At 57.9% G+C, this 12,154-nt stretch carries 11 protein-coding genes; 6 read left to right on the plus strand and 5 right to left on the minus strand.

From position 1 onward, the window contains the following. Positions 1 to 26 precede the first annotated feature (26 nt). The 3 genes from AD669_RS21020 (at position 27) to AD669_RS21030 (ending at position 2,585) form a co-directional block, all read left to right on the plus strand. Complete coding sequence (locus tag AD669_RS21020; RefSeq protein ID WP_053123250.1) at positions 27 to 1,358, plus strand: DUF58 domain-containing protein; 1,332 nt, start codon at positions 27 to 29, stop codon at positions 1,356 to 1,358. A gap of 143 nt (positions 1,359 to 1,501) precedes the next feature. After that, on the plus strand, positions 1,502 to 1,711 hold the full coding sequence (locus AD669_RS21025; RefSeq protein WP_053123251.1) for a hypothetical protein: 210 nt from the start codon (positions 1,502 to 1,504) through the stop codon (positions 1,709 to 1,711). Between the two features lie 496 nt (positions 1,712 to 2,207). Then, positions 2,208 to 2,585 carry a DUF6124 family protein gene (locus AD669_RS21030; RefSeq protein ID WP_053123253.1) on the plus strand — a complete coding sequence of 126 codons (378 nt, stop codon included), beginning with the start codon at positions 2,208 to 2,210 and terminating at the stop codon, positions 2,583 to 2,585. A 70-nt stretch (positions 2,586 to 2,655) separates the two neighbouring features. Here the strand turns inward: AD669_RS21030 and AD669_RS21035 are convergent, their stop codons facing one another. Together AD669_RS21035 and AD669_RS21040 are read right to left on the minus strand one after the other, a co-directional pair. Further along, positions 2,656 to 3,015 carry a PilZ domain-containing protein gene (locus AD669_RS21035; protein ID WP_053123255.1) on the minus strand — a complete coding sequence of 120 codons (360 nt, stop codon included), beginning with the start codon at positions 3,013 to 3,015 and terminating at the stop codon, positions 2,656 to 2,658. A 230-nt stretch (positions 3,016 to 3,245) separates the two neighbouring features. Continuing rightward, complete coding sequence (locus tag AD669_RS21040) at positions 3,246 to 3,632, minus strand: tol-pal system YbgF family protein (protein WP_053123257.1); 387 nt, start codon at positions 3,630 to 3,632, stop codon at positions 3,246 to 3,248. Positions 3,633 to 3,829: 197 nt separating this feature from the next. Between AD669_RS21040 and pyk the strand changes: the two genes are divergently transcribed. Continuing rightward, a complete protein-coding gene (gene pyk / locus AD669_RS21045; protein ID WP_008080434.1) occupies positions 3,830 to 5,281 on the plus strand; it encodes a pyruvate kinase in 1,452 nt (483 codons plus the stop codon). Positions 5,282 to 5,468: 187 nt separating this feature from the next. After that, complete coding sequence (locus AD669_RS21050) at positions 5,469 to 6,728, plus strand: delta-60 repeat domain-containing protein (RefSeq protein ID WP_053123259.1); 1,260 nt, start codon at positions 5,469 to 5,471, stop codon at positions 6,726 to 6,728. 114 nt (positions 6,729 to 6,842) lie between these two features. Here the strand turns inward: AD669_RS21050 and AD669_RS21055 are convergent, their stop codons facing one another. The 3 genes from AD669_RS21055 to AD669_RS21065 all read right to left on the minus strand — a co-directional run bounded on the left by AD669_RS21055 (position 6,843) and on the right by AD669_RS21065 (position 9,940). Continuing rightward, the gene (locus AD669_RS21055) at positions 6,843 to 7,592 is read right to left on the minus strand and encodes an enoyl-CoA hydratase-related protein (RefSeq protein WP_053123261.1); all 750 of its coding nucleotides are present in this window, start codon (positions 7,590 to 7,592) and stop codon (positions 6,843 to 6,845) included. Between the two features lie 313 nt (positions 7,593 to 7,905). Further along, complete coding sequence (locus AD669_RS21060) at positions 7,906 to 8,841, minus strand: iron-sulfur-binding ferredoxin reductase (RefSeq protein WP_053123263.1); 936 nt, start codon at positions 8,839 to 8,841, stop codon at positions 7,906 to 7,908. After that, positions 8,834 to 9,940, minus strand: coding sequence for a diguanylate cyclase (locus AD669_RS21065; protein WP_053123265.1), 1,107 nt, complete (start codon positions 9,938 to 9,940; stop codon positions 8,834 to 8,836). Before AD669_RS21065 ends, AD669_RS21060 begins: the two co-directional genes overlap by 8 nt. Positions 9,941 to 10,494: 554 nt before the next feature. Between AD669_RS21065 and AD669_RS21070 the strand changes: the two genes are divergently transcribed. Further along, complete coding sequence (locus AD669_RS21070; protein ID WP_008080438.1) at positions 10,495 to 12,018, plus strand: fumarate hydratase; 1,524 nt, start codon at positions 10,495 to 10,497, stop codon at positions 12,016 to 12,018. Positions 12,019 to 12,154: the final 136 nt, after the last annotated feature.

A 12,154-nucleotide genomic window follows, 5' to 3' on the forward strand; every position in this document is an offset into this window, starting at 1 on the left:
TTCAACAGACAGCCCGGTGCCAAGCCATGAAACCATCAAAACTCTTACTAATCTGGCTAACACTGCTCATGGCCATCGGCATCGCCCTGGGCACCTTGCAGGCACTGCAAATCGCCCTCCCGCCAAGCCTGCCGGCGATCAATTGGGGCTTGCTCCTCGCCCTGCTGGCCCTGGCCGCCATCGATGCCCTGCGCCTGAAACGCCTGCCCGCCATCCGCGTCAAACGGCACATGCCCGGCAGCCTCGCACTTGGTCGCTGGAGCGAAATCCGCCTGGACGTTGAACACCCCTTCAGCGAGCCACTGCACCTGCACATCTTCGATCATGTCCCGGAAGGCTTGAGCTTCGAAAACCTGCCGCTCAGCGTCGAACTGCAGCCCGGCAAAATCAGCCAAGTCGGCTACCGCCTGCGCCCCCTCCAGCGCGGTCATTTCAGCTTTGAACGCTGCGAAATCAACCTGCCCAGCCCGCTGGGTTTATGGACAGGCAAACGCCTGCTCGACGTCACCGATCACACCCGCGTCTACCCGGACTTCGCCCGCCTCTACGGCGGTGAACTGCTGGCCGTGGACAACTGGCTCAGTCAGCTCGGCGTGCGGCAAAAGCAGCGCCGTGGTCAGGGTCTGGAATTTCATCAACTGCGCGAATTTCGCGAAGGCGACAGCCTGCGCCAGATCGACTGGAAAGCCACCGCCCGCCAGCGCACACCGATTGCCCGTGAATATCAGGACGAACGCGATCAGCAGATCATCTTCATGCTCGATTGTGGCCGCCGCATGCGTAGCCAGGACGACGAACTCTCGCACTTCGACCATGCGCTGAATGCTTGTTTACTGCTCAGCTACGTGGCCCTGCGTCAGGGCGATGCGGTGGGTTTGTGTACCCTGGCCAATGCCCAGCCGCATTACCTCGCACCGGTTAAAGGTGCGGGTCAGCTCAATATCGTTCTCAACAGTGTCTACGACCTGCAAAGCACTCAGCGCACGGCGGACTATCAAGCGGCCGTCAGCCAACTGCTGTCGCGGCAAAAGCGTCGGGCGCTGGTGATACTGGTCACCAACCTGCGCGATGACGACGACGAGGAACTGCTCACCGCCGTCAAACGCTTGAGCCAGCAGCATCGAGTGTTGGTGGCGAGCCTGCGTGAAGGCGTACTTGATCAAGTGCCGCAGAGCACCGTTCAGACACTGGATGAAGCGTTGACCTATTGCGGCACCGTGGACTATCTGAATGCGCGCAATGAATGCCATGAAAGGTTGACCGCACATGGCGTTCATACGCTGGATGTGCGGCCACAGTCGTTAGGGACTGAGTTGGTGACGCGTTACTTGAGCTGGAAGAAGGCTGGTACGTTTTGAAGGTGGTTTATTCCCACGCAGCATTTTCAACGGACTACTGATCCGATCTACAGCCTGTTCAATAGAAAGACGTAAACAATTTTCAAAGCGCTGCACCCGAAAACCGTTGCTATGCTTGTCTTTTCTCGAACGGAGTCGAACCAATGCCAGATGAATATTCGCTGTCTGATTTATTGGAAAGGATGTATCAGAATCAATTGGGTCTAGAGGCCGCCATCATGGAATTGACGCTGCACGCAGAGAAGGAGGGTTTAAATGAGGTTGGTGAAAACATCCGAGGTGCACTGAGTATAATTGGTGAAAATGCCGGCTACATTAAACAGGGCTTCGCCAAACTCAGAGTAAAAAAATGACAACGCTTATTGCAACAGAAGCATGAAAGGTTTTTAAAATCACTCAAGTCACACCCAAACAAGACCTGCCGCTAATAATTTAATACCAAGTAGCTATACAGCTACTTGGCACCCTCCCTAAAACTTCCGAACTGATTTAAAAAAGCATAGCTCTCCATGATTCGGAGCATGTCTTGCCGGGGGATTCGGACTACAACGCTTGGCGCCGTTCCCTACACTCCCATCAGAACTGACTGACTTACACGCTAGGTGCCGCCCATTAAATTGATGCATGTCGCTGACGACCAGCGATCGGGTTTAGTCGCCCGGTGGATTAACAAGGTGCATCACATCATCTCGTAGGGTTTTCATACCCGCACTTGATGGTGGCTATGTGCAGGGCGCCCTAGGGCGCGCCGGAAAAGCCTTGTTTCCACCGGTCGACTAACCTGCGCATAGCCGCCACCCTTCCCTTAGTCGCGAAGCGTGTGGTGTCATCAAACAAGGAAACAAGGCAATGTTTAAAATTACACCAAATCCACCTGAAATAGATCCTACTGATACTTCCCCGTATGCTTCACAAGACTCAAGAAAACTCCACGAAGCAGCTGAACGCGCTTTAGACCACTATTTAAAACCTGATATACCTTCCCGTAACTCCGTAGACCGAGGTATGCAAATGTTTATGGTTTCTCCAGAAATCAATTCCGAAGCTATCGCTATCCAGACCTATGAAACGTTTTCGTCTGTGAGTATTCTTTTGCTGGATCTAGCGGACAGTTTGGAAGATAAGCCCCGCCATTTGGCAATGGCAATATATCAATTGAGCGAGATGGGATTGTTGCTAGCTGAAAAAACATTGGATAGTGAACGAGCGATTGCTAATAAAACTTAGAATTTGCAGTCTGCGGCAGCCACATTTATGCGCACTGCCCTGAGCTACCGCAGGCTGAATTTCCCCATTATCAGGCAGACGCCGGCAACGGCTGAAAACTGAAGTACTGCTTCAACGCTCGCACCAGTTGCCCATACTCGGCAGGCGGTCGGTGCAAACTGAAACCAGCATCGTAATGTTGCGGGGTTGCATCCTCGTGACACCACAAACAGCACGCCGAAAAGTCGATGACCTGGTGGCAACCATCACCCATGGGGATTTTCAGACGTAGCGCGAAATCAACTCCGATCATCATCGGTAACTGGCTGATAAGCATCAGCCCGTCTTCTGAAACGTTGCCGAGAAAGCCAATCGGTTTGTCGGTGACGCTGTTGAACACTCTCAAGAAGTACGGCAGTTGGTGCCGTTCAATCCGGCGGTCGGTAAACATGCGCAGTTCGCCATGCAGGGCTCCGTCACAGAGCCGCACCTTTGCTTCGGAACGAACCTGTTCGGCAGGCCCGCTCTCCCCGCTTCCGGTGTGACGGTCGCTACGTCGCCGTCACTTGACCACTTGCCAGTCGCAGGTGTTGCCCCGGATCAGAGACAGCGCTCTAAATCCGGATCATTCGACTATAGCTCAGCCTGTGCGCACAGCCAGATTTTGTATGACAACTGTCATCAGAAACGCGTTGGACGTACCACGGCTGCGGCGCTGCGCGTTGGGTAATGACCCAGGCTTTGTAGGGTCTCCAAACGGGCGCGGGCACGGTAGGCGTATTCGCTGTTGGGGTACGAGGCGATGATGAACTGATAGGTCTGCGCGGCATCGACAAACATACTTTGCCGTTCCAGGCACTGACCGCGCATCATCGACACTTCCGGCCACACGTACGGGCGGGCACGGCTGGCGCGTTCGACCTTGGACAGTTCGAGCATGACCTGCTCGCAATTGCCACGATCGTAGGCGCTGTAGGCGTTGTTTAAATGGTGGTTCATCGACCAACGGGTGCAGCCCGTGACGGCGAGGACGCTGAGGGCAAGGGCGGCAATGGGCAACAATCGCATGGGGGTTCTCCTGTCTTGTGCTCTGTATCGACCTTGCGTCGAAAATCTTCAGAACGGTTTGTGCCGATTGTCGCGTTCATGGCGTTCAATAAAGAAACTATTAACAAAGCCCTTCACAAAAAGTAGTGCATTCGAACAATGACTACACCCCAAGAGCATAGTAGCCTTCGCTTGCGCTTGAACTCAGGAGTCTTTGCATGTCCGTCCGTCGTACCAAAATCGTCGCTACCCTTGGCCCGGCCAGTAACTCGCCGGAAGTTCTCGAACAGCTGATTCTGGCTGGCCTGGACGTTGCCCGTCTGAACTTCTCCCACGGCACCCCCGACGAGCACAAGGCTCGCGCGAAACTGGTGCGTGACATTGCCGCCAAGCACGGCCGCTTCGTCGCCCTGCTGGGTGACCTGCAAGGCCCGAAAATCCGTATCGCCAAATTCGCCAACAAGAAGATCGAGCTGAAGATCGGTGACAAGTTCACCTTCTCCACCAGCCATCCGTTGACCGAAGGCAACCAGCAAGTGGTCGGCATCGACTACCCGGATCTGGTTAAAGACTGCGGCGTAGGCGACGAGCTGCTGCTCGACGACGGTCGTGTGGTCATGCGCGTTGATACCCAAACTGACGACGCATTGCATTGCACCGTGACCATCGGCGGCCCGCTGTCCGACCACAAAGGCATCAACCGTCGCGGTGGCGGCCTGACCGCTCCGGCTCTGACTGAAAAAGACAAGGCCGACATCAAGCTCGCCGCTGAAATGGAAGTCGACTACCTCGCGGTATCCTTCCCGCGTGACGCTGCCGACATGGAATACGCCCGTCAACTGCGCGACGAAGCCGGCGGCACCGCTTGGCTGGTGGCGAAGATCGAACGTGCTGAAGCCGTCGCAGACGACGAAACCCTCGACGGCCTGATCAAGGCTTCCGATGCGGTGATGGTTGCCCGCGGTGACCTCGGTGTGGAAATCGGCGACGCCGAGCTGGTGGGCATTCAGAAGAAAATCATTCTGCACGCACGCCGCCACAACAAGGCTGTGATCGTCGCGACCCAGATGATGGAGTCGATGATCCAGAACCCGATGCCGACTCGCGCCGAAGTGTCCGACGTGGCCAACGCCGTGCTCGACTACACCGACGCCGTGATGTTGTCTGCTGAATCCGCTGCAGGTCTGTATCCGCTGGAAGCGGTTCAAGCGATGGCGCGCATCTGCGTCGGCGCTGAAAAGCACCCGACCGGCAAGACTTCCAGCCACCGTATCGGCAAGGAATTCACCCGTTGCGACGAAAGCATCGCACTGGCGACCATGTACACCGCCAACCACTTCCCGGGCGTTAAAGCGATCATCGCGCTGACCGAAAGTGGCTACACCCCGCTGATCATGTCGCGCATCCGTTCCTCGGTGCCGATCTACGCGTTCTCGCCGCACCGCGAAACTCAGGCGCGCGCCGCGATGTTCCGTGGCGTGTACACCGTACCGTTCGATCCGGCTTCGCTGGAACCGCACGAAGTCAGCCAGAAGGCGATCGACGAGCTGGTTAAACGCGGCGTTGTGGAAAAAGGCGACTGGGTCATCCTGACCAAGGGCGACAGCTACCACACCACCGGCGGCACCAACGGCATGAAGATCCTGCACGTGGGCGACCCACAGGTCTGATTGACCGGTTGTTGAAAAACGAAAGCCCCGCCATGTGAATGGCGGGGCTTTTTGTTTTCTGGTCAACACGCGTCGGGCAAATTATATGACCTGTAATTTCTGACAGTAGGCACTGCTCGACTTCTCCGATTGAATGGCTTTCCTCGATCACCCGCCTTGGGTATTCGATCAGAGTTGGAGCGACAGGATGTTGATCAATACGACGCAACCGGCCCGCCGTGCAGGCGATCTGGACAGGACTTTTGGTCTCGACGGCGTGACCTTGCTTGAAGGCAGCGAGGTGAAAGCCATCACCGTGCTGAAAAGTCCTGGCTTGCAACAGGGCAAGATTGTCGGCGTGCTGCGAGACGGCAGCGACTTCAAACTGTTTCGCTTGTACAAGAATGGCGCACTCGACACTTCCTTCGGGCTTGACGGTTACTCGCGCTGGGGATTTTTGAGAACCGCGGGCACTTCGATTCCTACCGGCATTCGTGAACTGAGTGCCGATAAACTCTTGGTGACCGGATACCTTCAGGAGGGCAGTCCGGCGACCCAAAACTACCCGGCAGTTGCACGATTCAATGGCGAGGGAACCATCGATCTACTGTTTGGAAAAAACGGTGTATTTGTTTTCAGAGAGCCTTCACCGACCGGTCTTCACTCGTCCGATATCGACTCAGGGGACATCGGTGAAGCCGCCCTTGCTGGCGCGATTATTCCTGCCAGTCACAAGCTGTTGCTGGCCTTCAACAGCCGTGGCCTCTGGCCGTATAACAATCAAGGGTTATTGATTCAGCTGACGCCAAACGGCCATCTGGACACACTGTTCAATAACATCGGTTATGCCTTCTTTCAGATCGAACAGCAAAGTACCGCCTCCGTCGGATTGATCATCCGGGATAACGGCCATTTTCTGGTAGCCGGCAATTCCGGCAATCGAGGATTTGTGGCTGATTTCGATGCGACGGGAACGATCAATCCGTTGTTTGGAACAAATGGTTTTACCCTGTTCAACCTGACTGGCGGGATCTTGAGACTCAATTCACTGCTCCTGCAACCGGATGACAAACCTGCTGTAGCCGGCTCGTTTACCACCACCGGGTCAACGGTAAAAGGCTATGTGAACAGGCTTTCACCGAACGGTCATCCCGACCCGGACTTCAATGCCGGTCAGGCGCTTATCGTCGAGCGGCCATTTGTCAGTTTGCAGTTGAACAGTGCCGAACTCGACAGTGAACAGACCATCGTCGTCGCGGGTGAGTTGAATACTCGGGGTCTGGCGCTGGCGGGTCGTATAACCGCCCAAGGCAAAATGGATTCGACGTTCGGTATCGATGGGCTCACCGCAACACCGACTGAGGGTATTTTGAATTACACAAATAGCGTTACGACCGGGGATCTCAGGCAGGTTTTGATCGCTGGCAAAAAAGCCATGCGATCGGCTGTGAGTCGCTATCTGGGCTGATTGATGTGTTGACGGTGGCGACGCATTCGCGAGCAAGCCCGCTCCCACAGGGGAGCGCATTCCAACTGTAGGAGTGAGCCTGCTCGCGATGGGGCCAATCCGGCCACCCAAAAATCAATGCCGTTTGATAAACCCGGTCAACGCCGCCAATGCCTCTGGCGACCTCAGGCGCTGGGTGAACAACACGCCCTCCTCTTCGATCACTTTGCGGATCAACTCACGATCCGGCGCCTTCATCAGTTGCTTGCTGATGCGTACCGCATCTGCCGGCAAATCATCGAAACGTAGCGCCATTTCCCGCGCTTTGCTCAACGCCGCATCGCCATTGCCCAGCGCCTCGGTGGCAATGCCCCATTGCGCCGCTTGTTCACCGGTAAAGCCTTCGCCCAGCAACAGCAATTCCGACGCTTTGGCTTGCCCGAGCAAGCGCGGGAGGATCAGGCTGGAGCCGAACTCCGGGCACAAACCGAGGTTGACGAATGGCATGCGCAACCGTGCATCGCGGGCCACGTAGACCAGATCGCAATGCAGCAGCAACGTGGTGCCGATGCCCACCGCCGCGCCGGCCACTGCGGCGATTACCGGTTTGCGGCATTCGAGCAGGTTGAGCATGAAGTGAAACACCGGGCTGTCGAGGTCGCTGGGTGGTTGCTGGATGAAGTCGGCGATGTCGTTGCCGGCGGTGAAGCACTCGGCGCTGCCGGTGATCAGCACGGCGTTGATTTCGGGGTCGCTGTCGGCATGCTTCAGGGCCTCGGCGAGGCGGCTGTACATCGCGCGAGTGAGGGCGTTTTTTTTGTCCGGGCGGTTGAGGCGCAGGGTGAGCAAACCGCGTTCACGTTCCAGCAGGATGGCTTCGGTCATGGTGGGTCTCGGCGATAGTCGGGCTTGCGAAGTTCAAGCGGGGATAGTGCTTTCTGTGGCTAGGGGACTTTCTGTGGCCAGGGGGGCTTTTGTGGCCTGGGGAATATGTGGCGAGGGGATTTATCCCCGCTGGGCTGCGCAGCGGCCCCAAAATCTTGTGAGCGCTACGCACTCAAACGGGGATAAATCCCCTCGCCACATATTCCCCAGGCCACAAAATCTCCTTGCCACATAAATCCCCTTGCCACAAAAAATCCCCTGACCATAAAGACTTGGCCACAAAGAACCTATGAAACCCGATAAGCATTAGCGCTCAACCGCGGGACAGGAACACATCGGCCAGCAGTTGATTGCGCGGCAGTCCGGCCAGGTACAGGCGCCGGGCGAAGGCGTCGACACTGGCAGTCGAGCCGCAGACTAAAGCCAGGGTTTGTCTGGAGACAAGGCGCAGTTGCGCCAAAGCGGCGGCTGACTCGGCCGCCGTCCACAGTTCGACACTGAGGTTTTCACGCTGGGCAGCAAGCGCCGCAAGGGGTTTGGCCAGATAGTGTTCGCGATCGTCATGGGCCAGGTGAATGACACGGATTGCGCCTTGGTGATCCTGGCGCAACGCTTCACGCAGCACGCCGAACAGCGGGCCTAAACCAGTGCCTGCCGCGAGCAGCCAAAGCGGCCGGTCATGCCAGTCGGCGTCGTAATGCAAAGCGCCGCCGCGCAGTTCGCCGAGGCGGATCGCATCGCCAATCTGCAAACGCCGGGCGGCGTCGCTGAATTCGCCGGGCTGGCGGCAATCAAGGTGGAATTCGAGAAAACGGTCTTCTTCCGGCAAGCTCGCCAGCGAATACGGCCGGGCGATGTGATTGATCCACAGCACCAGATGCTGCCCGGCGCTGTAGCGCAATGGACGTTGCGGGGTCAGGCGCAGACGCAGCACGCTGTCGCTGAGCCAGTCCAGCGCTTCGACCACCGCCGGGCGACCGTCGGCAATCGGGTCAAAGGTGTGCACCTGCAAGTCTTCAGTCACCTGACATTGGCAGGCCAGTCGCCAGCCCTCTTGCCGTTGTTCGGCACTCAAGGCATCCGGGCGACTGTCAGTAGGCAAACCTTGTACGCATTGCACCAGACACGCATGGCAGCTGCCGGCGCGGCAGCTGTAAGGCACGGCAACGCCATTCTGATTGAGGGCATCGAGCAGATTGCTACCCGACGCCACCGACCACTGCCGTTCACCGACGCGAAGTTCAGGCATCGACGTTCTCCCACGCCGCCGCACAGCGATTACGCCCGTCGCGCTTGGCCCGATAGAGCGCTTGATCGGCGCGATGCAACGCGTCGTCCAAATCATCGCCCATTTCCAACAACGTCATACCGACCGAAAGACTCAGGTTGCGCACATTCAGGCCCACCAGTTCGACATCGGCGAACGCAACGCGCAGACGTTCGCAGCACGCGGTCAACTGTTCGGCATCGCAGTTGGGCAGCAACACCACAAACTCTTCACCCCCGTAGCGCGCCAGCACATCACCGTCGCGCAAGCACGCTTGAGCAACGCCGGCGAACGCCTGCAACACTTGATCGCCGGCGGCATGGCCGTGGATGTCGTTGATGCGTTTGAAGTGATCGAGGTCGATCAGCGCCAGGCCGTGCGCCACGTCTTCGTCCATTTCACTCAGCTCGCGCGAGGCCAGACGCAGGAAGTGACGACGGTTGAACAACCCGGTCAGCTCATCGGTGGCGACCAGATCTTCCAGCTGCCGCATCATCCCGCGCAGGGTGTCCTGGTGCGCCTGCAAGGCAAACCGGCGCTGACGCTGGCGTTGTCGCGAGACCTGAACGAAGCGTGCGTAGAGCACCAGCCACGCCAGCACCATCGCCAGAATGCACACTTGCAACGCGGCCAGGGCGGGCTCGGCCAAGCGGAAGTTGTAACCGTCCCACAAGGTGATGGCGCAGAAACTGAAGAACACCAGCAGCGCTGTTCGAATGAACGCGCGTCGACTGAGATGGAACAGCCCGAACAGCAGGATCAGCACGTAAAAAACCAGAAAGGCGCCACGCGCCTCATCCAGATGGGCGATCAGCCAGGTTTGCCAGCCGAGGCCGAGCAGCACCTGCACTTCGGTCATGCTCGGATCGTCGAAGCGCTGGTTGCGCCCGGTCCAGAACAAGACGAACAGGGTTGCCTGACTGATCACCACGAGGGCGCTGCCGACGGCCACAGTATTGAGGGATTGTTGGTAATGCCCGGTAAAAAACGCCAGCCACAGTAGCAGCAGAGCCAATCCATAGGTGGCTGCAGCAAGGGCAAAACGTTTGAGCAAAAGACGTTGTATGGCGTTATGGGTCAATCGTTGACTCACCGTGCGATAGGAGGCTGACTGAGTGTCCTACTCTACAGACCGGCTGCCACTTTAGAGGGGTAGTCGATAAATGACCACCGATTTTCGGGCCCGAAAATTGACGTCAAATGCCTGACCTGCCGACCTCGCATCTACGTCCCGGCGAGACCCCCTGTGGCGAGGGGATTTATCCCCGTTGGGCTGCGAAGCGGCCCCCTGCGGTGTTCCAGTTAAATCAAGTGTTCAGGTTTAGCGACTGCTGCGCAGTCGAGCGGGGATAAATCCCCTCGCCACAGGGGTATGGTGGTGGCAGTCAGTGTGCGGTATGCGACCAACGAATGACTGCCGGCGCGTGTATGCCCCTTTGATGCGCGGTATACTGCCGCGCCTTTTTAGCGTCGCGCCAGCAGCCCCGGCGTGCCCGGCCCAAAGGGCCAGCTTCAAGTTGCAAGCTCCAGGCCGCAAGCGCAGGCAGTCCGCGTACTGTCGTAACTTGTCGCTCAAAGCTCGAAGCTCAAAGCTGCCCTATTAAAATGTTCCCGTCTTTTAGAGGAGCGCGACTCATGACCGTGATCAAGCAAGACGACCTGATTCAGAGCGTTGCCGACGCCCTGCAATTCATTTCCTACTACCACCCCGTGGATTTCATCCAGGCGATGCACGAAGCCTACCTGCGCGAAGAATCGCCAGCGGCCCGTGACTCGATGGCGCAGATCCTGATCAACTCGCGCATGTGCGCCACCGGCCACCGCCCGATCTGCCAGGACACCGGTATCGTCACCGTGTTCGTGCGCGTCGGCATGGACGTGCGTTGGGATGGCGCCACCATGGGCCTGGACGACATGATCAACGAGGGCGTGCGTCGCGCCTACAACCTGCCGGAAAACGTCCTGCGCGCCTCGATCCTCGCCGACCCGGCGGGCGCTCGGAAAAACACCAAGGACAACACCCCTGCCGTGATTCACTACTCCATCGTCCCGGGTAATACCGTGGAAGTGGACGTGGCGGCCAAGGGCGGCGGTTCCGAGAACAAGTCGAAAATGGCCATGCTCAACCCGTCCGACTCGATCGTTGACTGGGTGCTGAAGACCGTTCCGACCATGGGCGCCGGCTGGTGCCCACCGGGCATGCTCGGTATTGGCATCGGCGGCACCGCCGAGAAAGCTGCGGTGATGGCCAAAGAAGTGTTGATGGAATCCATCGACATCCACGAGCTCAAAGCCCGTGGCCCACAGAACCGCATCGAAGAAATGCGTCTGGAGCTGTTCGAGAAGGTCAACCAGTTGGGCATCGGCGCCCAGGGCCTCGGTGGCCTGACCACCGTGCTCGACGTGAAAATCATGGACTACCCGACCCACGCCGCCTCGCTGCCGGTGTGCATGATCCCGAACTGCGCTGCCACCCGTCACGCGCACTTCGTGCTCGACGGTACAGGTCCAGCCTCGCTGGAAGCGCCACCGCTGGACGCTTACCCGGAAATCGTCTGGGAAGCCGGCCCGTCGGCTCGCCGCGTCAACCTCGACACCCTGACCCCGGAAGACGTGCAGAGCTGGAAGCCGGGCGAAACCGTCCTGCTCAACGGCAAAATGCTCACCGGGCGCGACGCCGCGCACAAGCGCATGGTCGAGATGCTCAACAAGGGTGAAACACTGCCGGTCGACCTCAAAGGTCGCTTCATCTACTACGTTGGCCCGGTTGATCCGGTCGGTGACGAAGTGGTTGGCCCGGCTGGCCCGACCACCGCGACGCGGATGGACAAGTTCACCCGGCAGATCCTGGAGCAAACCGGTCTGTTGGGCATGATCGGCAAATCCGAGCGCGGCCCGACCGCCATCGAAGCGATCAAGGACAACAAAGCTGTGTACTTGATGGCCGTTGGCGGCGCTGCTTATCTGGTTGCTCAGGCGATCAAGAAGTCGCAAGTGCTGGCCTTCGCCGAACTGGGCATGGAAGCGATCTACGAGTTCGAAGTCAAAGACATGCCGGTCACCGTTGCGGTAGACAGCAAAGGTGAGTCGGTACACATCACCGGCCCAGCGATCTGGCAACAGAAGATCAGCGAAAGCCTGGCGGTAGAAGTGCAGTAAGTTTTTGCAGTACTGAAAAAGGCCGATTCATCTGCGAGGATGAACCGGCCTTTTTTGTGGGCGTGACCATCGCGATAAAAACCCCGGACAAGCATACAAAATGATCTTGCGCACCTGTCAGATCTGACAGGTTACG

This window comes from Pseudomonas sp. P1.31 (assembly GCF_001269815.1).
Taxonomy (GTDB): domain Bacteria; phylum Pseudomonadota; class Gammaproteobacteria; order Pseudomonadales; family Pseudomonadaceae; genus Aquipseudomonas; species Aquipseudomonas rustica.